The 24,994-nt window shown below is 73.1% G+C and carries 25 protein-coding genes; 16 read left to right on the top strand and 9 right to left on the bottom strand.

The window, feature by feature from the left end:
• Window positions 1-3 precede the first annotated feature (3 nt).
• From ACGFIQ_RS18535 to ACGFIQ_RS18525, 3 genes are all read left to right on the top strand, one after another.
• Entirely contained in the window at window positions 4-327 is a 324-nt protein-coding gene (locus tag ACGFIQ_RS18535; protein ID WP_357080443.1) for a CU044_2847 family protein, read from the top strand.
• A gap of 66 nt (window positions 328-393) precedes the next feature.
• The gene (locus ACGFIQ_RS18530) at window positions 394-2,547 is read left to right on the top strand and encodes a glycogen debranching N-terminal domain-containing protein (protein WP_393245021.1); all 2,154 of its coding nucleotides are present in this window, start codon (window positions 394-396) and stop codon (window positions 2,545-2,547) included.
• Between the two features lie 54 nt (window positions 2,548-2,601).
• Window positions 2,602-3,903: an NAD(P)/FAD-dependent oxidoreductase gene (locus ACGFIQ_RS18525; protein ID WP_393245019.1), complete on the top strand. Its 1,302-nt coding sequence runs from the start codon at window positions 2,602-2,604 to the stop codon at window positions 3,901-3,903.
• A gap of 102 nt (window positions 3,904-4,005) precedes the next feature.
• Here the strand turns inward: ACGFIQ_RS18525 and ACGFIQ_RS18520 are convergent, their stop codons facing one another.
• The 3 genes from ACGFIQ_RS18520 to ACGFIQ_RS18510 form a co-directional block, all read right to left on the bottom strand.
• Window positions 4,006-5,097, bottom strand: coding sequence for an AI-2E family transporter (locus ACGFIQ_RS18520; protein WP_393245017.1), 1,092 nt, complete (start codon window positions 5,095-5,097; stop codon window positions 4,006-4,008).
• Window positions 5,098-5,232: 135 nt separating this feature from the next.
• The gene (locus ACGFIQ_RS18515; RefSeq protein ID WP_393245015.1) at window positions 5,233-6,009 is read right to left on the bottom strand and encodes a spermidine synthase; all 777 of its coding nucleotides are present in this window, start codon (window positions 6,007-6,009) and stop codon (window positions 5,233-5,235) included.
• A 115-nt stretch (window positions 6,010-6,124) separates the two neighbouring features.
• The gene (locus ACGFIQ_RS18510; RefSeq protein ID WP_393245012.1) at window positions 6,125-7,102 is read right to left on the bottom strand and encodes a DUF2267 domain-containing protein; all 978 of its coding nucleotides are present in this window, start codon (window positions 7,100-7,102) and stop codon (window positions 6,125-6,127) included.
• Window positions 7,103-7,303: 201 nt separating this feature from the next.
• On the opposite strand from ACGFIQ_RS18510, the gene ACGFIQ_RS18505 reads away from it, so the two are divergent.
• Entirely contained in the window at window positions 7,304-7,618 is a 315-nt protein-coding gene (locus ACGFIQ_RS18505; protein WP_393245010.1) for a hypothetical protein, read from the top strand.
• 131 nt (window positions 7,619-7,749) lie between these two features.
• Here ACGFIQ_RS18505 and ACGFIQ_RS18500 read toward each other — a convergent pair whose 3' ends face one another.
• Window positions 7,750-8,082, bottom strand: coding sequence for an STAS domain-containing protein (locus tag ACGFIQ_RS18500; protein WP_393245008.1), 333 nt, complete (start codon window positions 8,080-8,082; stop codon window positions 7,750-7,752).
• A gap of 221 nt (window positions 8,083-8,303) precedes the next feature.
• Between ACGFIQ_RS18500 and ACGFIQ_RS18495 the strand changes: the two genes are divergently transcribed.
• The 5 genes from ACGFIQ_RS18495 (at window position 8,304) to ACGFIQ_RS18475 (ending at window position 12,949) form a co-directional block, all read left to right on the top strand.
• The gene (locus tag ACGFIQ_RS18495) at window positions 8,304-10,202 is read left to right on the top strand and encodes a SpoIIE family protein phosphatase (RefSeq protein WP_393245006.1); all 1,899 of its coding nucleotides are present in this window, start codon (window positions 8,304-8,306) and stop codon (window positions 10,200-10,202) included.
• Window positions 10,203-10,243: 41 nt separating this feature from the next.
• A complete protein-coding gene (locus ACGFIQ_RS18490) occupies window positions 10,244-11,281 on the top strand; it encodes a B12-binding domain-containing protein (RefSeq protein WP_393245452.1) in 1,038 nt (345 codons plus the stop codon).
• A 116-nt stretch (window positions 11,282-11,397) separates the two neighbouring features.
• Window positions 11,398-11,745: an STAS domain-containing protein gene (locus ACGFIQ_RS18485; RefSeq protein WP_393245004.1), complete on the top strand. Its 348-nt coding sequence runs from the start codon at window positions 11,398-11,400 to the stop codon at window positions 11,743-11,745.
• A 68-nt stretch (window positions 11,746-11,813) separates the two neighbouring features.
• Window positions 11,814-12,260, top strand: coding sequence for a response regulator (locus ACGFIQ_RS18480; protein WP_393245002.1), 447 nt, complete (start codon window positions 11,814-11,816; stop codon window positions 12,258-12,260).
• A gap of 113 nt (window positions 12,261-12,373) precedes the next feature.
• Complete coding sequence (locus tag ACGFIQ_RS18475; RefSeq protein WP_393245000.1) at window positions 12,374-12,949, top strand: ATPase; 576 nt, start codon at window positions 12,374-12,376, stop codon at window positions 12,947-12,949.
• 11 nt (window positions 12,950-12,960) lie between these two features.
• Here ACGFIQ_RS18475 and ACGFIQ_RS18470 read toward each other — a convergent pair whose 3' ends face one another.
• The 3 genes from ACGFIQ_RS18470 to ACGFIQ_RS18460 all read right to left on the bottom strand — a co-directional run bounded on the left by ACGFIQ_RS18470 (window position 12,961) and on the right by ACGFIQ_RS18460 (window position 15,662).
• A complete protein-coding gene (locus ACGFIQ_RS18470; RefSeq protein WP_393244998.1) occupies window positions 12,961-13,809 on the bottom strand; it encodes a hypothetical protein in 849 nt (282 codons plus the stop codon).
• 392 nt (window positions 13,810-14,201) lie between these two features.
• A complete protein-coding gene (locus ACGFIQ_RS18465; RefSeq protein WP_393244996.1) occupies window positions 14,202-14,627 on the bottom strand; it encodes an OsmC family protein in 426 nt (141 codons plus the stop codon).
• Window positions 14,628-14,696: 69 nt separating this feature from the next.
• Window positions 14,697-15,662: a serine/threonine-protein kinase gene (locus ACGFIQ_RS18460; protein ID WP_393244994.1), complete on the bottom strand. Its 966-nt coding sequence runs from the start codon at window positions 15,660-15,662 to the stop codon at window positions 14,697-14,699.
• Between the two features lie 189 nt (window positions 15,663-15,851).
• Between ACGFIQ_RS18460 and ACGFIQ_RS18455 the strand changes: the two genes are divergently transcribed.
• The 3 genes from ACGFIQ_RS18455 to ACGFIQ_RS18445 all read left to right on the top strand — a co-directional run bounded on the left by ACGFIQ_RS18455 (window position 15,852) and on the right by ACGFIQ_RS18445 (window position 18,425).
• A complete protein-coding gene (locus tag ACGFIQ_RS18455; protein WP_357080393.1) occupies window positions 15,852-16,082 on the top strand; it encodes a hypothetical protein in 231 nt (76 codons plus the stop codon).
• A 113-nt stretch (window positions 16,083-16,195) separates the two neighbouring features.
• A complete protein-coding gene (locus tag ACGFIQ_RS18450; RefSeq protein WP_393244992.1) occupies window positions 16,196-16,942 on the top strand; it encodes a response regulator transcription factor in 747 nt (248 codons plus the stop codon).
• A 31-nt stretch (window positions 16,943-16,973) separates the two neighbouring features.
• Window positions 16,974-18,425 (top strand): sensor histidine kinase, encoded by a 1,452-nt coding sequence (locus ACGFIQ_RS18445; protein ID WP_393245450.1) that lies wholly within the window; start codon window positions 16,974-16,976, stop codon window positions 18,423-18,425.
• A 25-nt stretch (window positions 18,426-18,450) separates the two neighbouring features.
• Here the strand turns inward: ACGFIQ_RS18445 and ACGFIQ_RS18440 are convergent, their stop codons facing one another.
• Window positions 18,451-19,305 carry an arginase family protein gene (locus tag ACGFIQ_RS18440; protein ID WP_393244990.1) on the bottom strand — a complete coding sequence of 285 codons (855 nt, stop codon included), beginning with the start codon at window positions 19,303-19,305 and terminating at the stop codon, window positions 18,451-18,453.
• 189 nt (window positions 19,306-19,494) lie between these two features.
• Here ACGFIQ_RS18440 and ACGFIQ_RS18435 point away from each other — a divergent pair, with 189 nt between their 5' ends.
• The 4 genes from ACGFIQ_RS18435 to ACGFIQ_RS18420 all read left to right on the top strand — a co-directional run bounded on the left by ACGFIQ_RS18435 (window position 19,495) and on the right by ACGFIQ_RS18420 (window position 24,595).
• Complete coding sequence (locus ACGFIQ_RS18435) at window positions 19,495-19,644, top strand: hypothetical protein (RefSeq protein WP_393244988.1); 150 nt, start codon at window positions 19,495-19,497, stop codon at window positions 19,642-19,644.
• 11 nt (window positions 19,645-19,655) lie between these two features.
• A complete protein-coding gene (locus tag ACGFIQ_RS18430) occupies window positions 19,656-21,086 on the top strand; it encodes a class I SAM-dependent methyltransferase (protein ID WP_393245448.1) in 1,431 nt (476 codons plus the stop codon).
• Entirely contained in the window at window positions 21,079-23,100 is a 2,022-nt protein-coding gene (locus ACGFIQ_RS18425; RefSeq protein ID WP_393244986.1) for a sulfatase-like hydrolase/transferase, read from the top strand. The genes ACGFIQ_RS18430 and ACGFIQ_RS18425 overlap by 8 nt, the downstream gene beginning before the upstream one ends.
• Before the next feature lie 211 nt (window positions 23,101-23,311).
• Entirely contained in the window at window positions 23,312-24,595 is a 1,284-nt protein-coding gene (locus ACGFIQ_RS18420) for a citrate synthase (protein WP_393244984.1), read from the top strand.
• 173 nt (window positions 24,596-24,768) lie between these two features.
• Here ACGFIQ_RS18420 and ACGFIQ_RS18415 read toward each other — a convergent pair whose 3' ends face one another.
• Window positions 24,769-24,948 (bottom strand): hypothetical protein, encoded by a 180-nt coding sequence (locus ACGFIQ_RS18415; RefSeq protein WP_393244982.1) that lies wholly within the window; start codon window positions 24,946-24,948, stop codon window positions 24,769-24,771.
• Between the last annotated feature and the right edge of the window lie 46 nt (window positions 24,949-24,994).

Here is a 24,994-nt window from a genome sequence, read left to right as displayed (position 1 = left end):
ACGATGACCGAACTGCGCAGATTCGACCTCGACGGTGGCGGCTCGGTGGTGGTCGAGGTCGACGGTCGGGCCGGCGTGACCCCGGCAGGCAACGCCGGCAAGGTGGTCCGTGAGGCGCGGGCGACGTTCGACCGGGCGCTGTCGGAGGTACGCGACGCGGCGTCCGCCGCACTCGGCCAGTTCCAGTCGATGGCCCACAGTCCGGACGAGATCGAGATCAGCTTCGGGGTCCAGTTGACCGCGGAGGCCGGGGCGGTGATCGCCCGGACCGGTGTCCAGGGTCAGCTCACGGTGACGGTGCGCTGGCAGCGGCCACCGACCCCGTAGACGGTCGGGAACTTTCACCCGGACCGGGTGATGACGCCCAGTTCCACTCTCCTTACGGTGGGTGTCATGGCTGCCGTCCGCGCGACCCCTGCCAACCCCTTCCCCGGCCTGGCCGTCGCAGATGCGGACAGCGCCGATCAGCGGGCCATCCCGCCCGAGTTGGGCCCCGACTCCCTCGCGGTGCTCAGCGGGCCGACGTTCCTGTACTCCAACGCGTGCGGGGATGTGCCGACGGGCAGCATCGGTGGGCTCGTGCACCTGGACACCCGCCTGGTCAGTGGGTGGAGCCTGACCGTCAACGGCGGCGAGTTGTTGGTGCTGCGTTCGGAGACGATCGACCACTACTCCGCGCAGTACGTGCTCACCAACCCGGAGTTGCCCGGGCTGCCACCGAACTCGCTGGGTCTGCGGCGGCTGCGCTACGTCGGCGACGGTTTCCACGAGCGCGTGGAACTGGTCTCCTTCCGGCTGGAGCCGGTGCGGGTGGAGCTGCGGCTGGCCGTCGCCGCCGACTTCGCCGACCTGTTCGAGGTCAAGTCGAGGGTCCGGGACCGCTCCGATGAGATCAGCCGTGACCACGCCGCCGACGGGTCCGAGCTGTGCTTCTCCTACCAGCGTGGCGACTTCTCCGCGCAGACCCGGGTGTGCTGCGCGAAGCCGGCCGACCGGATCGAGGGCGACGACCTGGTCTGGGAGTTGGAGCTGGGCTCCGGCGAGGAGTGGCAGGTCGACCTGCACGTGCCACTGCCGCCTGGGATGGGGGTGGTCGAGCCGGTCCGGGGCGACATCGCCGACGTCATCCACGGACGGGCGGACGACCCGCTGCGCCGGTGGGTCGAGGACCGGGCGGTGCTGCGCAGCGACAATGCGGCGTTGGAGCACACCGTGCGGCAGTCCCGCAACGACCTGGCGGCACTGCGGCTCGACCTGGAGGTCAAGGGCCAGCGGATTCTGCTGCCCGGTGCCGGACTGCCCTGGTTCCTCGCCGTCTTCGGCCGGGACACCCTGATCACCGCCTACCAGACTCTCGTCGCCGGGCCCGCGCTGGCGAAGGGTACGTTGCTCGCCCTGGCCCGGCTTCAGGGTGAGACGTGCGACGACTTCACCGACGAGGAGCCTGGCAAGATCCTGCACGAGGTGCGCAGCGGCGAGTTGACCCGCAGTGGCGAGAAACCGTTCGGGCCGTACTACGGCAGCGCCGACGCCACCCAACTCTGGCTGATCCTGCTCTCCGAGTACTGGCGCTGGACCGGCGACGACGAGACAGTCCGGCACCTGCGGGACAACGCGCTGGCCGCGTTGCAATGGATCGACGAGTACGGCGACCGGGACGGCGACGGCTACGTCGAGTACGCCACCCGCTCGCCCGAAGGGCTGGGCAACCAGTGTTGGCGCGACTCCCCGGACGGCGTCTGCTTCGCCGACGGCCGGATCCCCGTGCTGCCGCTGGCCACCTGCGACCTGCAGGGCTACACCTACGACGCCAAGCTACGGCTGGCCGAGTTGTTCGACGGGCCGTTGGGTAATCCCACCTTGGCGCGCCGGCTGCGCGACGAGGCCAACACCCTGCACGAGCGGTTCAACAAGGACTTCTGGATCGAGGAACGGGGCGGCTACTACGCGGTCGCGCTGGACGGCGACAAGAATCGCGTCGACTCCAAGACCTCCACCATGGGTCACCTGCTGTGGAGTGGGATCGTGCCACCGGAGCGGGCCGACGCGGTGGTGGGGCAACTCATGTCGCCGGACATGTTCTCCGGTTGGGGCATCCGCACGCTGTCGCGGGAGGAGCGGCTCTACAACGCCCTCGGTTACCACCTGGGCACGGTCTGGCCACATGACAACTCCATCGCCGCGCTCGGCCTGGCCCGGTACGGCTACCGCGCCGAGTCGAACCGGATCAGCCTGGCGATGATCGAGGCGGCCGAGCAGTTCGGCCACCGGCTGCCGGAGGCGCTCAGCGGGTTCGATCGCGAGCGGTTGCTGTTCGCCGTGCCGTTCCCGACCGCGTGCAGCCCGCAGGCGTGGGCGGCCGGCACGCCGCTGGCCCTGATCCGCGCCATGCTCGGCATCAACCCGGTCGGCGGTCGGCTGGTCCTCGACCCGGACGTCCCGCAGGAGCTGGGAAGGATCGCCGCCGAGCGGGTGCGGGCGTTCGGCCAACAGTGGGAGTTGGAGGCGATCGGCCACAGCGGCCACGTCCGGCTCCAGCCGAGCTGAGCGCGGCCGACGCGTCGGACGTTTGTCGCGGCCCGCGACGGGAAACGGCCCGCAATGACGAAACCTCGTGTGGTGATCGTGGGGGCCGGGTTCGCCGGTTACCACGCGGCGAAGACGTTGAGCCGGATCGCCCGGGACCGGGCCGAGATCGTGGTACTGAACTCCACCGACTACTTCCTCTACCTCCCGCTGCTGCCCGAGGTGGCAGCCGGGGTGGTCGAGCCGAAACGGATCGCGGTGCCGCTGACCGGGACGCTCAAGGGCGTACGGGTGGTGATCGGCGAGGCGGACCACGTCGACCTGCAGAACCGCTGGGTCGGCTTCACCCAGGCGGAGGGCGAGAAGAACCGGCTGGCGTACGACCGGTTGATCCTCGCCGTGGGCAGCGTCAACAAGCTGCTGCCCATCCCGGGGGTGACCGAGTACGCGCACGGCTTCCGCGGCCTGCCCGAGGCCGTCTACCTGCATGATCACATCGTCCGGCAGCTCGAACTGGCCGAGCAGGCCGAGGACCCGGCCGAGCAGCGGGCGCGCTGCACGTTCGTGGTGGTCGGGGCGGGCTACACCGGCACCGAGGTCGCCGCGCACGGGCAGTTGTTCACCGACGCGCTGCACGCCCAGCGGCCCCGGCTCACGGTCCGGCCCCGCTGGATGCTGCTCGACGTGGCGTCGCGGGTGCTGCCGGAGCTGGACAAGCGGATGTCGGACACCTCGCACAAGGTGCTCAACCGGCGTGGGGTGGACGTGCGCATGGGCACCTCGGTGGCCGAGGCGACCTGTGACGGGGTGAAGCTCACCGACGGCGAGTACGTGCCGACCTGCACCCTGGTGTGGTGCGTGGGGGTGCGCCCCGACCCGTTCGTCAACGAGCTGGGTCTGCGCACCGATCGGGGGCGGCTGGTGGTCGACGAGTTCCTCAACGTCCCCGGCTACCCGGAGGTGTTCGCCTGCGGCGACGCCGCGGCGGTGCCGGACCTGGTGAACCCGGGAAAGATCTGCGGGATGACGGCCCAGCACGCGCAGCGGCAGGGCAAGCGCGCGGCGCACAACATCGCCGCGTCGTACGGCTTCGGCAGGCGCAAGCCGTACAAGCACCACGACCTGGGCTGGGTCGTCGACCTCGGCGGCAAGGACGCGGCGGCGAACCCGTTGCAGGTCAACCTGGCCGGGTTGCCGGCCAAGACGGTCACCCGCGCGTACCACCTGATGGCGATGCCGGGCAACCGCACGCGGGTCAGCGCCGACTGGGTGCTGGACGCCGCGCTGACCCGCTCGGCGGTCCAGTTGGGGCTGGTCCCGGCGAACGCGGTGCCGTTGGAGAGCACCACCCCCGAGGTGGCGACCCGGGGCCGCTGAAACGACCGCGCCGGTCAGCCCGGTGGCGACCCGGGCCGCGCCGGTCAGCCCGGTGGCGACCCGGGCCGCGCCGGTCAGCCCGGTGGCGACCCGGGTCGGGGGTCAGCCCTGGTGTGCGGGACCGACCGACCGCGCACCCGGGCCGGCCGGCGGGGCGGGCCGGAGCCGACGCGGACCGTACTCGCGCAGCAGGGTCTGCACGATGCCGGCGGCGGGAATGGCCAGCAGCGCGCCGAGCAGGCCGGCCAGCTCCGCCGCGAGCAGCACGCTGACCAGCACGGTCAGCGGGTTGAGTCGGACCGCCCGGGACAGGATGAGTGGCTGCAGCAGGTGGTTCTCCACCTGCTGGTAGACCACGAAGAAGACGAGCACCACCACCCCGGCGGTGGGGGAGTGCAGGAACCCGGCCCCGGCGGCGATCACCGCGCCGAGGGTCGCACCGACAAGCGGTATCAGGTCGGCCACCGCCACCAACAGGGCGATCACGGCCGCGAACGGCACACCGGTGACGACGAGCACCACGAAGGTCAACACCCCGCAGATCACGCTGATCACCAGGTTGCCGGTGAGGTAGCCGGTGACGGTGCGCGACACCTCCCGGCCCACCCGGCGCAGCCGTTCACCCTGACCGTCCCCGGCCACCGCGAGCAGGCCGCGGGTGATCCGCGGCGCCTCCAGGACCATGAGGTACGCCAGCACGATGACCGTGACCAGCCCGGCGACCGTCTCGACGACCCCGCGCAGCACGCCCACGGCGGGTTGCCGCAGCCGGGTGCCGAGGTCACGGAGCTGCTCGGAGTGCTCGCTGACGTAGCGTCGCGCGCCGGTGCGCTCCAGCAGTTGCCCCAGCGGGCCCCGGCCGGCGCGGGCGTCGTGCAACAACCCCGGTGCCCGGTCGGCGAACCGGCCCACCTCTCCGAACAGCGGCACCAGGATGAGCGCGACCAGGATCGCCAGCAGCACGAACACGACGAGGAACACCAGCAGCGTGGCCAGCGACCGTCGCCGCACGAGACGGCGTTGCAGCAGGTCGACGAGGGGCTTGAGCGCGACGGCGAAGAAGGCCGCGACCACCGCCCAGACCAGCACCCGGCGGGTCGCGTACACGAAGGCCAGCGTGAACGCGGTGGCCAGCACCAGACCGATCACGATCAGGGTGCGGCGGGCGGTCACCCGGTCGTCGGCGTTGCTCATCCGCCGCGCCTTCCCCGCACTCGCCGTCGAAAACCCGGCATTGCGGACGCGAAGGCCGCGCGAGGGTGCTGAATTCGGTCAGCGACGCCCGGATGTGCAGTTCCACCCCGCCAGGCGGCGAGTGGCCGAAGTCGCTCAGTCGTCGGTGATCGGGTGGGCGCCGGCCACGAACGTGTCGAGCGCCGCGGCGTGCAGCAGCCCGCCCGGCACCGGGTCGCGCAGCGCGGCCACCGCCAGCCGGCCGACCGGCAGCCCGCCGGGCCGGGACGTCGCGGCCAGCACCAGGTTGCCGTAGCGGCGACCGCGCAGCATCCGCCGGTCGCCGAGCACGCACACGTCGGCGAAGACGGCCCGCACCGTGGCCACCTGCACCCGGGTGGCGACCAGGGGAGGCAGGTCCGTGACGTTGACCAGGAGCATCCCGTCCGGGCGCAGGGCACGGGCCACCTCGGCGGCGAACTCGACGGTACGCACGTGCCGGGGCATCCGGGCCGCCCGGTAGATGTCGGCGATCACCAGGTCGCAGGAACCGGCCGGGGTGGCGGCGAGCGCGTCCCGGGCGTCGGCGATCTCCACCCGCACCTGCGGCGGCAGCGGCGGCAACTCCCGGGCGACCAGCTCGACCACCGCCGGGTCCCGCTCGACGACCCGTTGCGGGGAGCCGGGCCGGGTGGCGGCCAGCCAGCGGGGCAGCGTCAACGCGCCACCACCCAGGTGCAGGACGCTCAGCGGTACGCCCGCCGGTGCGGCCGAATCCACCGCCGAGGCGATCCGCCGGACGTACTCGAAGTGCAGGTGCCGCGGATCCTCGACATCCACGTACGACTGCTCGACGCCAGCGGACAGCAGCGTCCGCCCGGTCCGCCGGACCGGATCGGCGACCAGCTCCAGCCGGTCGGCGGCGCGGTTCATGCCCGGCACGCTAACCCAGGCCCACCCGCCAGCCGGCGCGCGGCCCGGCACGACCGACGGGCCGGCGGAGCGGAACTACCCGCGTCCACCGGCCCGGCACAGCAGTCGCGGCCGGTCAGCCGCCGGCCATCCCGGCTCCCACCTCGTCGATCGCGTCGTCGATCCGGTGGGCGAGGTCCACGTCGAGCGCGGTCACCCCGTCGGCCTGGCTGGTCCGTACGGTCAACACGGCGGCGGTGTCCCCCGGACGTCCGATGCTCGGGCCGCGCCCGGTGTCCTGGCGCATCCGGTCGAGCCGGTCGAGCACCCGGTCCAGGTTGTCCGGGGGCAGCGCGACCACCCGGTAGAGGCCCTGACCGTCGCCGGTCCAGTAGGGCAGGTCGTCGAGCGCTGCCTCGATCGCGTCCGGGTCCAGGGTGGGTGTGGTGGTGGAGGCGCCCACCAGGCCACCGCCGGCCTCCGGCGGGTTGAGCAGGTCCCGCAACCCGTCGGGTACGTGCAACGACTCGACCAGGTCGCCGTCCTGTGCGGCGAGCGCGGCGATCGTCGCCTCCGCCTGGTATCGAGCCTGCTCGGGGGTGTTGCCGCTGATCCGGCCCACCTCGGCCAGGAAGCCGGGCAGGTCACGGTGCCGCTCGATGCCGTCCACGGGCAGCACGTCGTGCAGCGAGTTCGGGACCGCGGCGAGCAGTCGTTGCCGCTCGGCGGCCTCCAGAGCGAAGGCCAGAACCAGCACTGTCGCCTCCGCGCCGACCTTGGCCGTCTGGAAGTCCACGCCCGCCCGGCGCCCCACCTCACCGACCAGGTCCTGGTAGCCCACGCTGCTCACTCCGGCCGCACCGACCGGCGGGGACGGTTGCGGCCTCGGATTGTCGGCGCTGCCGACCTGCGGTGGTGCCGGCCCGCCGCGCGTACTGTCCGGCTTGTGCGGCCCGGCCGGCGGTGGGCCGGCCCGCTTGCCCTGGTCGAGGCTCGTGAGCTGCTTGGAAGCGCTCAGGCTGGCACCGATCTCGCTGGGCTGGCGATTCTGTTCGCGGGCCTGCCGGGCCAGCGCCCGACGCCGCTGGTTGTCGCCCTCCATCTGCTTGCGCATGGTGGCACCCCTTCCGCTGGGGATCGTGGCTGTGCCAGTCGCCTTCCCGCCGCCCCGGGAGCCGAAACGGGCGCCGCCGGGCCGGGTCGGCCCGGTGTCCGCGACGCTTCATCCGGCGGGGGTGAGGGGCGCTCACCCACCCGGCCCGCATGCTCAGGTCAGGACCGAAGTTCTTCCGAGGTACGCGGAAGGAAGGTCGTCATGAAGCAGATCGTCGAGATCGTCCCCGCCCGCCGCGGCTGGTATGCCCGCTGGCAGCTCACACCGGAGGTCACCAGGTGTTACCCGGTGAGCCTGTGGGCGCTGCTGGAGGAGGCCGACGGGACCGGCCGTGAGGTCATCGGGATGGACTGCATCGGCCAGTGGCCCGGCGCGGACGACAACGAGGCGGGTGGGCAGTTCGTCCGCTACCTGTATCAGACGCCCGATTCGGGGGAGCCCGAGGACGTCGATCCGCCCCCGACCGGCGAGCTGCGCGAGGACGGGCCCCGGCTCCAGCCGATGACGACACCCTAGACATTCCTCCGGCCCCCGACCCCAGGTCCCAGGGTCGGGGGCCACCCCGGCTGGCCAGGCTCCGGACGACGCCGTCGAATCGCCGGTCGCCGGTCGCCGGTCGCCGGTCGTCGCCCGGAGGCGGCTCCGGATCAGCCGATGGCGCGCACGTCGTCGGCGGCGTGCTCCGTGGTCAGCAACTCGGTCAGGCCGGTGCGGTCCAGCATCCGTTGCAGGTGCGGGCGGGCCCCGGTCAGCCGGATCGCCCCGGCGGCGCGATACACCACCAGCAACGCGCTGAGCCCGGAGGAGTCGCAAAGACTGACACCGGTCAGGTCGATGAGCACCTGCTGGTCGTCGCGCAGGTCGGCGGCCACGGCGATCAGCTCGGGCGCGGAGGCGTAGTCGAGCTCGCCGGTCAGCCGCAGTCGGACGTGCCCGGCATCGAGCCGGGTTGTCTCGATCGTCAACAGCTGGTCGGACATCCCACCATGGTCCCAGCCGGGCGGACGAACGCAAATCGGGGGCCGACAACACTTCCGCCCGCCCCCGCCCCCGCCCCCGCCCAGGTGCTGGTGACGGTGCCTCGGCAGCCGCGCTGGGATGCCGCTTTCCGTCTACCGGCGTAGGCTGGCCGCAGAGTTTTGACCATAGACGCCGGTTCCGGTACGGGTTCGGGTGGATGACAAGGAGTGAGGCTCAGCTGGTGACTGCTTCCGACGTCAGGGACTGGGACCCGGGCGACGGACGGCTCTCCACGCCGAGCACACCCCGCTCTGCGGCGTGGCCCGCCGACCGGTCGCCCCACCCCGGCGCGGCACAGCCGCCCCACCCCGGCGCGGCCCTGCCGCCCCACCCCGGCGCGGCCCTGCCGCCCCACCCCGGCGCGGCCCTGCCGCCCCACCCCGGCGCGGCGCAGCCGCCGATGGACCTCGCGCGTGATGCGGCCGCGCCCGACTGGTTCGAGGTCGTCGAGCACCTCCGTGAGGGCCTGGTGGTCTGCGACGCCGACGGCGTCGTGCGGCACGTCAGTCCGGTGGCCGAGCGGCTGCTACCCGGCGTACGGCCCGGCGAGCTGCTCAGCGCGGCCGGCGTGCCCGGCCTGAGCGCGGGCAACCCCGGCGGCTTCACCTATCGCGGGCGTCGACTGACCGCCCGCCCGGTGGCGCTCTCCGACGGCCGCTGCTGCTGGTACGTCCAGGACGTCACCGACAGCGTCCGCCGCGCCGACGCGCTGCTCGCCGAGCGGGCCCGCTCGACCTTCCTGGCCGTGGTCGGCGACAAGCTGGGCAATCCGCTGCACCCCGACCGGGCCGCCGCGGCGGTCGTCCGACTCGCCGTACCGACCCTGGCCGAGGTGGCCGTCCTGGTCCTCGCACCGCGTGCCGGTCGGGCCCGCTGGTGGCGGGCCACGCGCACCGACGACGAGGCACCGCCGGTGGAGCACGGGGTGCTGCCCGGCGGCGACCTGCCCGGCGCCGTCGCCGACGGGCTGACCGGGGTCGAGCCGCACGCGGTGGACTGGCTGGTCGAGCAGGCGGTCGACGCCGGCTGGCTGCCCGAGTCCGCCGAGATCGGCACCGCCGCACGGGTCGTCCCGCTGCCGGGCCGGGACGCACCGGTCGGCGTGCTGCTTGTCGCCCGTCGCGCCTCCGGCTCGTACGACGAGGCCGACGTGGAGCTGGTCCGCGCGTTCGCGGCCCGTGCCGGCGCGGCGCTGACGACAGCTCTGCTCTACCGCGACCAGACCGAGGTGGCCGACACCCTCCAGGCCAGCCTGTTGCCGGTCGAGCCGGCCGAAGCCGCGGGCGTGCAGTGGGGCACCGCGTACCGGCCCGCGCAGGCGGGACTGCGCATCGGGGGTGACTTCTACGGCTCGCACCGGCTCGCCGACGGTGGCTCGGTGTTCTTCCTCGGCGACGTCTCGGGCAAGGGGGTCGAGGCGGCCGTCTTCACCGGCCAGTTGCGCCAGTGCCTACAGGCGCTGCACCGGCTGGAGTCGCACCCCGGGCGGCTGCTGCGGCTGCTCAACGACGCGTTGCTGGAGACCACCCAGGCGCACGGCCAGGGTCGCTTCGCCACCATCGTGCTCGGCGTGGCCCGTCCACAGCGCGACGGGGGCCTCACCCTCACCATGGCCGGCGGTGGGCATCTGCCACCGCTGGTGCTGCGGGCCTCCGGTGCGGTGGAGTCGGTGCCGCTGCGCGGCATGCTGATCGGGGTGGTGCCGGACCCGCGCGTCGGCGAGGTGACCGTGCGGCTGGCACCGGGGGAGACCTGCCTGCTCTACAGCGACGGGGTGACCGAGGCCCGTGGTGGCCGGCGCGGCGACGAGCAGTTCGGCACCGAACGGTTGGTCGCCGCCGTGACCGACTGTCAACGGATGCCGGCCCCAGCCCTGGCCGAGCGGGTCGAGCAGGTCACCTGCGACTGGTTGGCGCAGGGCGACCACGACGACATCGCGGTGCTGGCGCTGCGGGCGACCGGCCCGGGTGGGCGCGCGTCGCGGCACCTGCACTCGGTGCCCGTCTCGCCCGGCGCCGACCAGCGCGGCGAGGTCGACGCGACAGCCACTCCGACGGCCAACGACCCGGGCGACGCGTGACCGCCGCCCCGGCCCGCGGCGACAGGCGCGGCGAGGTCGACGTGACCGCCGCCCCGACCGCCATCGAGCCGAGCGACGCGTACCTCGGCTACCTGGACCACCTCGCCGACGCCGACGAGGACGCCGCGATCGATCTGGCGATCGGCCTGCTCGACGCGCGCGTACCGGCGGAGCGGGTGTTGCTCGACCTGGTCGCGCCCGCCCAGGCCGAGGTGGGTGAGCGGTGGGCGCGCAACGAGTGGAGCGTCGCGCAGGAGCACGCGGCCACCCACATCAGCGAACGGGTGGTGGCGGCGGTGGCCGCGCACGTCAACCCGCGCCCGACCGGCGGTCGGGTCGTGGTCGCGTGCATGGACGGCGAGTGGCATGCGCTGCCGCCCCGGCTGGTGGCCGAGGTGCTGCGGTTGCGCGGCTGGCAGGTGACGTTCCTGGGTGCCAGCGTGCCCGCGGCGCACCTCGTGTCGTACCTGCACCGTTACGACGCGCACGCGGTCGCGTTGGCGTGCGCGCTGCCGATGCGCCTGCCGTACGCCCACCGCATGATCGAGGCCTGCCGCCGCTCGGACGTGCCGGTGGTGGTCGGTGGGCGCGGGTTCGGCACGGACGGCCGGTGGGCGCGTCGGCTCGGCGTGGCCTGGGCACCGGACGCGCCCTCGGCCGCTGAGTTGATCGCCGACGAGCGGGCGTTGCGGGGGGTGCCGCCGGCTCGGTTGGCCCACCTGGCCGACGACGAGTACGCCAGCCTGGTGCGGCGTCGTGCCGAGCTGATCGACAGCGCGTTGGCCGACCTGCGGGAGCGGGTTCCGGTGGCGCGCACGTACACGGCCAGCCAGCTCGACGCCACGGTCAGCGACCTGGGTCACGTCGTGGATTTCCTGGCCGCGGCGGTCTACGTCGACGACGCCTCGTTGTTCACCGAGTTCGTCGAGTGGCTGTCGGAGATCCTGCGTAGTCGGGGTGTGCCGGCGGGGGCCGCGGCCCGCCCGCTGGAGCACTACGCCGTCGCGCTCCGCGACTTTCCCCGGGCGGGGCACGTGCTGGCAGCCGGCCGCGCCGCGCTGTCCGACGCCGGCCGCTGAGCGTCCACCCGTCGACGCCGGTGTCGATCACCGCGCCCTGCGGTTCGCGGGGCGACCCTGCTTATACTTGCCGCACCGCAAATGTCCCACCCGCGGGTGGAGCGAGGGGGAGAACGGTGACGTTCAGCGTCAGCTACGTCGAAAGCGACGGCGGTGGCGCCTGCCTGCGTCTGGCGGGCGAGCTGGACATGAGCACGGCCCCCCAGTTGACCGCCGCGATCGACAGCCTCACGGCCGACGGCGAGTCCCGGGTGCTGCTCGACCTCACCGACCTGACGTTCTGCGATTCCACCGGGATGGCGGTGTTCGTCCGGGGGGACAATCGGGCGGCGGCCGACGGTGGCTGGCTTCGGCTCGTCGGTGCCAACGGCCGCGTCGAGCGGGTGTTGCGGATGACCGGCCTGGCCGACGTGTTGCGCTACGAACCGGAATCGGTCGACCCCGCGTCCCGCAGCGCCCCCTGATGGGCTAGATTTCCCCGCCAACGCGGTGACCGTCAGGTCCCGTCCCCGCCGACCCGAAGCAGGTAGTGATGGGCGTAGACAGCCCGCAGCCGGTACGCATCCTGGTGGTCGACGACGACCCGGGCGACGTCCTGATGATCGAGGAGGCGTTGGCGGATTCCGACGTCGAGAAGGTCATCGACGTGGTCAGCGACGGCGAGGAGGCGATGGAGTTCCTGCGCGCCGAGGGCCGCCACGAGGACGCCCGCCGGCCGGACGTGATCCTGCTGGACCTGAACATGCCCCGGATGGACGGCCGGCAGGTGCTCGGCGCGGTCAAGCAGGACGAGGACCTGCGGACCATCCCGATCGTGGTGTTGACCACCTCCAACGCCGACACCGACATCGTCGGCAGCTACACGCTGCAGGCCAACGCGTACGTCACCAAGCCGATCGACCTGGACGACTTCAACGACGTGGTCCGTCGCATCGACGAGTTCTTCGGTCGGGTGGTCGTGCTGCCCAAGCGCGCCTGACGCGAGCCCTCGCACGCGCATGCTGAACATTTTTCCCGAACCCCCTCGGCCGTCGCGGTCGCGGCCGAGGATCCAGGTGGGGAAGTAACAGCAGCTGCCTGGGGGGCGACAGTATGAGGTTCTCCGTCGTTGAGACCGGTTACGACACGCGGCAGGTGGATTCGTGCCTGGACGAGTTGGGGATCCGGTTGTCCCGGCTCGCGGCGCGTGCCGAGGGCGCCGCCGAGGCCTCCCGTGAGTGGGACGAGATCCGGCAGGAGGCGGCCTGGCTCAGCGGGCTCCTGCAACGGCTCGACCTCGGCGGCACCGCCGGCACCCGGCACCTCGGCGACGCCGCCGGCACCCGGCAACTCGGCGACACCGCCGGCACCCGGCACCTCGGCGACGTCGTGCCGCGCGAGGCCGCCGAGATCCTGGCCCAGGCCCGCGCCGAGCTGGACGAGGCCCGCGCGGAGGCACGACTGGTGCGGGAACGGGCGTACGAGGAGGCCGTGCGGGCCCGGCGCGACTTCGAGGCGGCGCTGTACCTCCGGCGGCGGCGCGAGGCCCGGGTGGACGAGATCCTCGCTCAGGTGACGCCGGATCAGGTGCCCGCCGACACCCCGACCGCCGCTGCCGGCGTACCGGGGAGCCGGGTGGTGGCCGGCGGGCTGGATCCGGGCGCGGAACCGCCGTCCGGCCGTCGCTGAGAGAACGAGCCTCAGGTGAGCGCCGCCGCGACGGTGGCCGCCCGATCCTCGTGCTGGGCGTACGCGTCGGGGTAGGCGGAGATCTGCACGGCCTGGGCGGCGGCGGTGACGCTCATGTCCTGCCAGCCCGGGATCTCGTTCAGCGCGCTGTAGAAGGCCCGCGCGGCGTACGACGGGCGCATCAGCTCGGCCACCGTGCCCCAGCCGCTGCTGGGCCGCTGCTGGAACAACCCGAGCGAGTCGTGGTCGGAGCCGCTGCCCTGGTTCGGGTAGTCGGCCGACTCGGGGAGGACGTCGCTGGCCAGGTTGTAGAGGTTGCTCTCCTGCATGGCGGTGGCCAGTGCCACCACCAGGGCGCGGCGCGGCATCTTCATGCCCAGGCCGACGTCCACGATGATCTTCGCGTTGTCCATCTGTGCCTGGTCGAGGCCGGCGACCGGTCGGGGTCGGCGGGGCTTGACCGGCTTCTTGGGCGCCTTGCGGGCGACGGTCGGCGCGGGGGTGGGCGGCGCCGTCGGGCTGGGGAGGATCCGCGCGGGGGCGAGGTCACGGTCCAGCGAGCGGGAGGCGCGTTCGTCGGCGATGGCGGCCCGGTCGGCCACCGCCTCGGCGAGCGGCTCCACCGTGCGGGTCGGGTCGTCGTCGTTGCCCCGGGCGGTGGCGACCGCGACGAGGCTGAGGCAGCAGGTGACACCGGTGGCCAGGGCCACCCGGACCGGGGTCGAGCCCAGCAGGGACCGCCGGGGCGGTTCGGGGACGCGGTGACGGCCAATCGTCCGTTCGGTTGATGCGGCGTCGCCGGAAGGGGTGGTCGGGCGCGCGTCGGTCAGCTTCTGGTCGGCGGGGTCGTCGGGATGCACCTGACGAGGCTAGAGAAGCGACCGCCCGATGCCATCGGCCCTTACGGTGGCATGCGCCACAATTTGCCCCGATCGTGGCGACTTCAAGCACCAAAAGCGGAGCAGCACCCGCAACCCTCGCCGATCGGACCAGACGGTTATTCCCGATTTGCCGGTCAGTTGCGGTCGGGCATTCGCGCCTGCCGTCGAGAATCCAGCCGCGCCCGCCGGATCCACCGATTGCCCGATGTCGACTCCACCGAAAGGTCAGCACCGCCTCACGCGGTCGCATGATCGTGCTCGATCCTGGAAAGAGGGGCCGCAACGACGAACGATGCCACGACAACCAGGATCGAGCACGATCATGAGGCAGGGCGGCCGAGTGGGGCCGGGGCGTCGGCGAGCGGTGGATCTCAGTGTCGGCCGTTCTCCGCGGGCGTGACAGTGAGTCGATGCCGGCTGGCGTCGCCGCTGGAGAACGGCCAGAGCCGGTCGGCGTACTCGACCAGGTCGGCCAGTTGGTCTCGGCTCAGACCGGCCGAGGAGATCGAGGCGTGCACGTCGGCCCGGTACCGGCCGTCGTCGTCGCGCCCCAGCTTCGCCTCCGCCCGCACCTGCACGGTGTGCGCCTCGTCGGTGATCTCCCCGGCCGCCTCCACCGCCGCGTGGTGCAGGCAGGACGCGAAGGCGGCGGCCAGCAACTGCTCTGGTCTCAGCCCCGTGCAGTGCGCCGCCAGCGGCGAGGCCAGCGGGGTGGAGAGCCCTCCGTCGTCGGTGCGTACGTGACCGCCCTCGGCGGTCGCTGTGGCCTCACGCAGCCAGGAACTCTGATCCGGCATCGCGTTCTCCCGTCGCTCACCGGCTCGGCTACCCGGCCGCCGCCCGCCGAAACGCCGTCGAGCCCATCGTCAGCGCCCGGAGGCCCCGTTCGGCTCGTCGAGCAGGGCCACCGCCTCGGTCACCTCGGCCGCCGCCCGTTCGGTCCACGGCGACGTCGGGGTCGTCCGGCGGGGCGCCGGGATCGTCATCGGGACGTACACCCGGGCGTCCACGGCCTCGGCCAACAGCAGTGCCGCGACCATGCTGGTCGGGCGCTGGGCGGGATCGTCGGCCAGGCAGGAGTGGCACAACTCGGCCACCTCCGGCGGGAGCCCGTCGATCTCGGGCAGCGGGCTCGGCGGCTGCTCACGGCGTACGCCGAGCAGTTCGGTGGTGGTGGCCGCGTGGTACGGCAGGCGGGCGGTGAGGCAGTAGTAGAGCAGCACACCGAGGGCGTACATGTCGGCGGCGGGGGTGGCCGGCGCCCGCTGCAACTGCTCGGGCGCCAGGTAGGCCGGGGTGCCCAGCACCATGCCGGTCGGGGTCGGATCGGGTGCGCCGGCGGGGACGGCGATGCCGAAGTCGAGCACCTTCACGCCCGACGGGGTGAGCATGACGTTCGCGGGTTTGACGTCGCGGTGCACGATGCCCTCGGCGTGCGCGGCGGCCAGCGCCGCGGCGACCTCCGCGCAGACCCGCACCGAGATCCGCCAGTCCAGTGGCCCGGCCCGCAGGTGCGCGGCGAGCGTCTCGCCCTCGGCCAGCTCCATCACGATGTAGGGCACCGCCCGCCCCGGCCAGGTCGAGGCGGTGCCGAAGTCGTGCACGCTCGCCACGTTCGGGTGCACCAGGCGGGCGGCCGACCGGGCCTCCGCGCGGATCCGGTCCACCGGGCCGCCCTGACTGTGCCGGCCGTCCTGGTCGTCCGGACCGGGCAGGATGAGCTTCACCGCGACCGGCCGGTCCAGCACCTGGTCGTGCGCCCGCCACACCTCGGACATGCCACCCACGCCGATACGCTGCTCGAGCTGATACCGCCCGTCCAGTGTGCGCATCGACCACTCCTCGCCCTCACTCCGCCGACGGCGGGTGCTCCGACCGCGGTACCCGGCCGCCAAGCTGGGCAAACCGACAGCGCACCGGCCCGGCGCACCTCGCTGCGGCGCGACGACGGGTGCGGTAACTTGCGAGCCAGAGCCGGTGTCACCGATTGTGCCGGCACGGTCACCCGAGGGGGCGCCGCGATGAGCGAGGTCACCGTGCGCTTCGTCGGCGGTCCCGCGGACGGCCTGGTCCGGCTGCTGCCGGCCGGGTCGGACGGCGCCCCGCCACAGCGGTGGATCATGCGGCACCCGGACGGCACCGGTCCGGTGCAGCCCGGCCCCGACCACCTCTACGAACGCGACAGGCCCGACGACGCGGGCGGTTGGAGCATGCGGTTCGTGCGCACCGACGCGTCCGGGGTGTCCGAGTGACCACGAGGCGGGGCTGACCGGTGGTGTCGTCGGCATCGCGTCGGGCCGGCCACACAGCTGGCACACAGCTCCCGCAGGGGCGTGGCACAGACGTCACGGCCACGATGGGGGCCATGGTCACCAACGGGCAGGTCGCGCCGAGCCGGATCGAGTTGCGTCGCCCCGACGGCGAACCCGTCCGGGTGCTGGTCGTCGACGACGAGGCGACGCTCACCGATCTGCTGTCGATGGCGCTGCGCTACGAGGGCTGGCAGGTGCGCAGCGCCGGCGACGGCATGGCGGCGTTGAGCGCCGCCCGACAGTTCCAGCCGGACGCCGTGGTCCTCGACGTGATGCTGCCCGACCTGGACGGCTTCCAGGTGCTGCGCCGGCTGCGCGAGTACGCCCCGACCGTGCCGGTGCTCTTCCTGACCGCCCGCGACGCCGTGGAGGAACGCATCGCCGGCCTGACCGTCGGCGGCGACGACTACGTGACCAAGCCGTTCAGCCTGGAGGAGGTGATCGCCCGGCTGCGCGCGCTGCTGCGCCGCTCCGGCTTCGCCGTCGCCGCCCGGGAGGACGCCGTCCTCACCGTCGGTGACCTCAGCCTCGACGAGGACAGCCACGAGGTGCGCCGCTCCGGCCACCTGGTCACCCTCACCGCCACCGAGTTCGAGCTGCTGCGCTACCTGATGCGCAACCCGCGCCGGGTGCTCAGCAAGGCGCAGATCCTCGATCGGGTGTGGCACTACGACTTCGGTGGCCAGGCCAACGTGGTGGAGCTGTACATCTCGTACCTGCGTAAGAAGATCGACGCCGGTCGGGCGCCGATGATCCACACGCTGCGCGGTGCGGGCTATGTCCTCAAACCCGCCGAGTAGCCGCCGCCCGCTGCGCGCCGCCCGCCGGTGGCTGGCCGGCCGCTCGCTGCGTACCCGACTGGTGTTCGCCCTGGTCGCGCTGCTGGCGGTGGTCAGCGTCGCCATCGGTGGCCTCACCACCGTGGCGCTGCGGCACGTCCTGATCGACCGGCTCGACGCGGAGCTGGCGCCCGCCACGGTCATGCGGGGTGACCGTCCGGGACGGCCGGCCTTCCCGGGCGGCGGACCGGCCATCCCCGCCGGCTCTCCGTCCGGCACGGTGGTCGCCGAGATCGTCGACGGTCGGGTGACGAGCGCACGGACCCTGACCAAGAGCCCGTCCAGCGACGATCCGTTCCCCGACGAGCAGACCGTTCCCGTCGCGGAGGTCGCCACCCTGGCGGACCTGCCGATCGGCGTCGAACCGCGCACCGTCGACCTCGGCGTCCGCGGCGACTACCGGGCCGTGGCCCGGCAGTACTGGGACGGCAGGGTACGCGTCGTCGCCGTCCCACTGGCCGGCGTGCGGGAGACCGTCCGGCGACAACTCGCCGCCCAGGCCGGGGTGGCCGCCGTCGGGCTGCTGATCGCGGGTGCCGTCGGCGCGCTGATCGTGCGGGCCACGCTGCGCCCACTCAACCGGGTGGCCGCCACCGCCACCCGGGTCACCGAGCTGCCCCTGGACCGCGGCGAGGTGGCGCTCGCCGTCCGGGTCCCGGCCGTGGACACCGATGCGCGCACCGAGGTCGGCCAGGTCGGCGCCGCGCTCAACCGGATGCTGGAGCACGTCGCCGACGCGCTGTCCGCGCGGCAGGCCAGCGAGACCCGGGTACGCCAGTTCGTCGCCGACGCCAGCCACGAGCTGCGCACGCCCCTCGCGGCGATCCGCGGCTACGCGGAGCTGGCCCGCCGTGGCCGCGACGAGGTGCCCGCCGACGTGGCGCACGCGCTGCGGCGGGTGGAGTCGGAGAGCACCCGGATGACCAGCCTCGTCGACGACCTGCTGCTGCTGGCCCGCCTCGACACCGGCCGGCCGCTCGCGGTCGACCCGGTCGACCTGACCGCCCTGCTGGTGGACGCGGTCAGTGACGCGCACGTCGCCGGCCCCGACCACCACTGGCGGCTCGCTCTGCCCGAGGTGGCGATCCGGGTGCCCGGCGACGCCGCGCGGCTGCACCAGGTGGTGGCGAACCTGCTGGGTAACGCCCGGGTGCACACCCCGCCCGGCAGCACCGTCGTCACCACACTGGCCGTCGACGCCGACAGCGCCGTGCTCACGGTCGCCGACGACGGGCCCGGGGTGCCGGCCCCGTTGCGACCGGAGGTGTTCGAACGGTTCGCCCGGGGCGACAGCTCCCGGTCTCGCGAGCACGGCAGCACCGGGCTGGGCCTGGCGATCGTCGCGGCGGTGGTGGAGGCCCACCACGGCACCGTCACAGTGGACAGTCGCCCCGGCCGGACCGTGTTCACCGTCCGGCTGCCCCATCCCAGCGCCGACGCGTAGTCGGCGTACGGACCCGCCCGGAGGGTCAGCCGCGCAGCACCTCGGCGAGGACCTCGACGACGCGTCGGGTGTGGCGTCCGTCGGGGTCCTCGTCGGTGTTCAGGTCGGTCACGCTCATCCCCAGCAGCCGGTCGGCGCGGGCCAGTGGGGTGACCAGCGCGATCAGGTCCGCCCAGCGGGGCCCGTCCGGCTCCGGGTAGGTCACCGCCGGCAGGTCGCGCGGGTCCACCACGTCCAGGTCGAGGTGCAGCCACGCCGGGCCGTCCCCGTCGGCGGCCAGGCCCGCCCCGACCGCCCCCGCGCCGCGACGCAGCAGCTCCGCGGCGGGCACCTGGTGGATCGCCGGGTCGATCCGGGCCGCCTCGACAGTGCTGCTCTCGTCGGTGGGCGGGCGGTGCCCGAGCAGGTGTACGCGGCTCGGGTCGAGCAACGCGCCGTCGGAGGAGATGGCGGCGGGGCCGTGCCCGGTGACCACCGCGAGGTCCATGTCGGCGGCCTCGCCGGTCGGTGAGGTCACGCCGTCGAGGAAGTCCGGGTGCGCGTCGACGAACCACAGCACGGTCGCCGCGGGCAGGGCCGGGCAGATGCCGGGCAGGATCGCGCAGTCCCCGCCGAGCACCAGCGGCCGGCGGCCGTCGGCGAGCACCGCGGCGACCCGTGCGGTGATGGCCGCGCCCGCCCGGCGCAGGCCGGCGGCACCGATCACCCCGCTCGCCGGATCGCGGACCGGGTCGCGCAACCACGCCTCGTCGACCCGCCCACCGTCGTCGGCGGCGAGCGCGTCCAGCAGGCCCGCCCGGCGCAGCGCGTCGGGCGCCCGTTGCTCGCCGCGCCCGGCTCCGGAGGAGTCCAACGGCGCGTCCACCACCACCCAGCGCACGTCCGCAGCGTACCGGCGGGGTGGGTCTCCCGGTCGCATTCTGTGGCGAGGCTGGGAGTCCACGAATGTGCCCGCGACGCGGATGGCGATCAGCGTACGGTGAGAGACAAGTCCGGCTATCTAGGTCAAAAGCCTCATTGGTGTACGCCTGGGACCGGGGTCAGGACGGGCGAGGGCAAGGAGCGATCGGTGAGACATCTGGCCTACCTGGACGCGGGATCCGGCAGTCTGATCGTGCAGGCGGTCGTCGGCGGGGTGGCCGGCGCCGCGGTCGCCGCCAAGCTCTACTGGCGACGCCTCGTCGACCGGGTCCGCCGGCAACCGACCGACCAGCGGTGAGCGGGCCGACGATGGCGATCTCACCCACCGAGGTACGGCCCGAGCCGGCCTCCTTCCGCGACCCGGCCAACCGCGTCTTCCACGTCGGCGACGAGGTGCTGCGCGGGCTGGACCCCCGGGCCGCCGAGCACTGGCGGGCCCTGGCCGGCAGCACGTTCTTCCCGGCCCTGGTCGCCGCGCGCAAGGTCTGCGCCACCGAGGACGCCCCGTCGACACTGGTGCCCGCCACGACCGGAGCCGGGTGGGCCGCCGTGCTGCGCCACGAGCGCATCCCGTTCGTCTCCCACCCGTACGAGTGGTCGTTCACCATGCTGCGCGACGCCGCCCTGCTGCACCTGGAGATCCTGCGCGCCGCGCTCACCGACGGCTTCACCACCAAGGACGGCTCGGCGTACAACCTGCAGTGGCGTGGCGCCGAGCCGGTCTTCATCGACATCGGCTCCTTCGAGCCGGCCCGCGACGGTGAGCCGTGGGCCGGCTACCGGCAGTTCTGCCAGACCGTGCTCTACCCGCTGATGCTCACCGCCCATCTGGGCGTCGACTTCCAACCGTGGCTGCGCGCCCGGGTCGACGGCATCGAGGCCGACGAACTCCGGCCGCTGTTCGGCGGGGTCCGCCGGCTGCGCCCCGGTGTGCTGACCCACCTGCACCTGCACGGCGCCATGCAGCAACGCAACGCCGCCGCCAGCACCACAGACGTCCGCGACCAACTGCGGGCCGCCGGCTTCTCCCGGGAGTTGCTGTTGGCCACCGTACGCGGCATGCAGAAACTGGTCCGCAAGCTGGACCACCGCCCGGCCGAGAGCCACTGGTCGGACTACCAGCGCACCTGCGGCTACTCGGCCCGGGAGCGGGTGGCGAAGGAGCAGTTCGTCGCCACCGCGGTGGCCGCCGGCACCCGCCCCCGCCTGGTGCTCGACCTCGGCGCCAACGACGGCCGGTACTCCCGCCTGGCCGTCGGGCACGCCGACTACGTGGTCGCCGTCGAGCAGGACCCGGCCGTGGTCGACGAGTTGTACCGCAAACTGCGCGCCGAGGGCCAGCGCCGGATCCTGCCGCTGGTGCTGGACCTGGCCGACCCGTCGCCCGGCGGAGGCTGGCGGGGCGTCGAGCGGGCCGGCTTCGCCGAGCGGGCCCGCGCCGACGTGGTGCTCGCCCTGGCCGTGGTGCACCACCTGGCGATCGGGCGCAACGTGCCGCTGTCGGAGGTCGTCGACTGGCTGGCCGGGCTGACCGTGCCCGGCGGGGCGCTGGTGGTGGAGTTCGTCGGGCCGGAGGACCCGATGGCGGAGCGGCTGCTGGCCAACAAGCCCGCCGGCCTCTTCCCGGACTACCGGCGCGACACCTTCGAGGCGTTGCTCGCCGCCCGGGGCCGGATCACCGACCGACTGGAACTGCCCTCGGGCACCCGCACGCTCTACCGGACGGTGATGGGTGGCTGACCGGCCGGGCTCGGTCTCCGGGCGGTCAGACCGGGGCTGGCGGGACGAGCTGGGCCGACTGCTGGAAATCGTCGCGCTGGTCGGGCTCGTCGTCACCCAGCCACTGCTGGACGTGCTCGGCCGCAGCCCCGACTTCTTCCTCTTCCACCGCGCCGACCCGGCCCAGATCCTGCTGCTGACCGCCCTGGTGGCGGTGCTGCCCACGACCGCGGTGGCCCTGCTCGGCGCGCTCGGTCGACTGGCCGGCCGGACCGCCCGCGCCCACATCCACACCGGGCTGGTCGGGCTGCTGCTCGCCGCCCTCGCCGTGCAGGTGGGCCGACACGTGACGCCGCTTCGGGGCGTACCCCTGCTGGTGGTGGCTCTGGCGGTCGGTGCCGGCGGGGCGGTCGCACACCGGCGGTGGCGGGCGCCGCGCCGGGCGCTGCGACTGGCCGCCGCCGGGCCGGTGGCGTTCGTGGCGCTGTTCCTGCTCGTCTCACCCACCTCGGCGGTGGTGCTGCCGCGCGGCGACGGCGGCGCGGCCGGCACCGCGCAGGGCGCCGGCGTGCACCCGCCGGTGGTCATGCTGATCCTCGACGAACTGCCGCTGGTCAGCCTGCTCGGTGCCGACGGGCGGATCGACGCGACGAGATACCCGCACTTCGCCGAGTTGGCCGGGGCCTCGACCTGGTACCGCAACGCCACCGGGGTCAGCGGCTGGACACCCAACGCGCTGCCCGCGATGCTCACCGGCCGCTATCCGGCGCGGCAGGTCGCCCCGCACTACTCGCAGTACCCGGACAACATCTTCACCGCCTTCGGCGGCCTGTACGACATCCGCGCCGAGGAGACCATCACCCGGCTGTGCCCGCCCAGCCGCTGCGAACAACCGGTCGCCCCCGAACAGGGGCTCGGCGTGCTGGTCCGGGAGACCGGCAAGCTGCTCGGCCGGGTCGCCGGGCCCACGGAGAGCGCTGTCGACCCGGAGGACTCCTACCGTGAACAGACCCGGGCCGAGGCCGGTCTGGACGCCGCCGAGCCGGTGCCGGCCGACCCGAAGTTCCGCTGGGACAGCCTGGACGACAACCAACCGGCCCGGTTCACCCGCTTCCTGGCCGGGCTGCAGCCGACGACCCGGCCCACCCTGCACTTCCTGCACCTGCTGATGCCGCACTCGCCGTGGACGTACCTGCCGTCCGGCGCACGCTACGACGCACCCGAGGACCTGCCCAACGACGGCGCCGGGTGGATCGACCTGGCCCGGCAACGCCACCTCGCCCAACTCGGCTACACCGACCGGCTGATCGGCGAGACCCTGCGCACGCTGCGCGCCAGCGGCCTCTACGACCAGGCGCTCGTCGTGGTGACCGCCGACCACGGGGTGAGCTTCCGGCCCGGGGCGCAGGGCCGGGGCCTGGACTCGCTCAAGGCCGCCGCCGGTGAGGTCGCCTGGGTGCCGACGTTCGTCAAGGAGCCCGGGCAGCAGGCCGGCCGGGTGGACGACCGCAACTGGGAACACGTCGACCTGCTGCCGACCGTGGCCGACGAGGCCAACATCCGGCTGCCCTGGCAGGTCGACGGGCGTTCCGCCCGGCAGGCCCCCCGCACCGACGGTACGAAACACTTCTACGACCGCCCAGGCGTTCCGGTCACCTTCCCCGGTGGGGTGCCCGCCGCACCGCCACCGCCGACACCGCACCCCCTGGTCGGCACCGAGGTGCGCGCCGGCCCGGCCGGAGGCAACGCCCGGGTGGCCGACCTGGCCGCGTTCACGGCCACCGACCCGGACACCGGCACCCTCCCGGCGCTGGTCTGGGGGGACGTCCCGGACCGGATCCCGGACGGCACACTGCTGGCGGTCGCCGTCAACGGCCGCATCGGGGCCGTCGTACCGGCGGTGCCGGCCGACCCCGGCGGACGCCGGTTCGCCGCGCTGCTCACCGACGACAGGCTGTTCCACGCCGGCAACAACCAGCTCGACGTCTTCCAGGTCACGACGGACGGTACGCTGCGGCGCCTCGCGCTGTCCTGAGTCGGTGCCTCGGGGTCCGGTCCGGCGTGGCTCCCGGGTCCGGTCCGGTCGTGTCCCGGCTGGCGGGACGTCGGGTTTCCCGGCGGCCCGGTCGGGAATCGGGTGACGCATACCTCACCGCCGAACCACGGCGGGCGTTGTCCCCAGAGCCGCAATTACGGTAGAAGCGAAGGCAATTCAACGTAGATCTGCCGGCGAAGCGAGGAACCACATGACGGAAGTCAAGCTCGATCACCCCGGTGGGCAGCTGTCGATGCCGGTGCACCCAGCGGTCGAGGGCCCCGCCGGCATCGGGGTGAGCAAGCTGCTCAAGGAAACCGGGATGACGACGTACGACCCCGGTTTCGTCAACACCGCGGCCGCCTCATCGGCGATCACCTACATCGACGGCGACGCGGGGATCCTGCGTTACCGGGGATACCCGATCGAGCAGCTGGCCGAGAAGTCCTCCTTCCTGGAGGTCTCCTACCTGCTCATCTACGGTGAGCTGCCGACCGAGCAGCAGCTGGCCGAGTTCAGCGAGTGGATTCGGCGGCACTCGCTGCTGCACGAGGAGATGCGTCGCTTCTTCGACGGCTTCCCCCGTGACGCCCACCCGATGGCGGTGCTGTCGTCCGCGGTCAGCGCCCTGTCCACCTTCTACCAGGACAGCCTGGACCCGTTCGACTCCGAGCACGTGGAGATCTCCACGGTCCGGCTGATGGCGAAGGTGCCGACCATCGCCTCGTACGCCTACAAGAAGTCCATCGGGCAGCCGCTGCTCTACCCGGACAACTCCCTGGGGTACGTGGACAACCTGCTGCGGATGACGTTCGGCGTGCCGGCGGAGCCGTACGAGGTCGACCCGGTGATGTCGAAGGTGCTGGACATGCTGTTCGTCCTGCACGCCGACCACGAGCAGAACTGCTCCACGTCGACGGTCCGCCTGGTCGGCTCCAGCAACGCCAACCTGTTCGCCTCGGTCTCCGCCGGCGTGAACGCGCTGTTCGGCCCGCTGCACGGCGGCGCCAACCAGGCGGTGCTGGAGATGCTCCAGCAGATCCACGCCGGCGACGGCGACGTCCGCTCCTTCGTCCGCAAGGTCAAGAACAAGGAGGACGGCGTCAAGCTGATGGGCTTCGGCCACCGGGTCTACAAGAACTACGACCCGCGGGCGGCGATCGTCAAGAAGGCCGCGCAGGACGTGCTGGGCCGGATGGCCAAGCCGGACCCGCTGCTGGACATCGCCATGGAGCTGGAGGAGATCGCCCTCGCCGACGACTTCTTCGTCTCCCGTCGCCTCTACCCGAACGTGGACTTCTACACCGGCCTGATCTACAAGGCCATGGGCTTCCCGACGAAGATGTTCACGGTGCTCTTCGCGCTCGGCCGGCTCCCCGGCTGGATCGCCCAGTGGCGCGAGATGATCGGCGACCCGGAGACCAAGATCGGCCGTCCCCGGCAGGTCTACGTCGGTGCCCCCGAGCGGGACTACGTCCCCTTCGCCGAGCGCTGACCGTTCGTCCCCAGCACCACCGCAGGCCGTCGACCCCTCCGGGTCGGCGGCCTGCCGCCTTCCCGCGCGGTCTGGCGCATTTCCGCGCGGTCTGGGAGTTGATCAACTCGGTTTTCAGAAAGCCGGGGTGTCCGGGTGCGGTGGATGGCCCGACTTCCTGAAAGCCGAGTCGATCACGCCGCGGCCCGCTGGTTGGCGGGCCCCAGGTGACACGCCAGGCCCCCGACGGACAGGTGCGGCAGCGCGCTCGGGCGTGACCACTGCGCGGTCACCTCCGGGCGGCGGATCAGCTCCAGAGCGATCGAGGCGGCAACCGGAAAGGCGGAATCCAGGGCGTCGACAGAACGAGACATCCGCACATCCTGGCAGGCGCCGGCCGGTCCGCGCCGGACAGCGAGG

Source organism: Micromonospora sp. NPDC048898, assembly GCF_043198035.1.
In the GTDB taxonomy this organism is placed as follows: Bacteria; Actinomycetota; Actinomycetes; order Mycobacteriales; family Micromonosporaceae; genus Micromonospora.
This window is presented reverse-complemented; position numbering and strand designations above follow the sequence as displayed.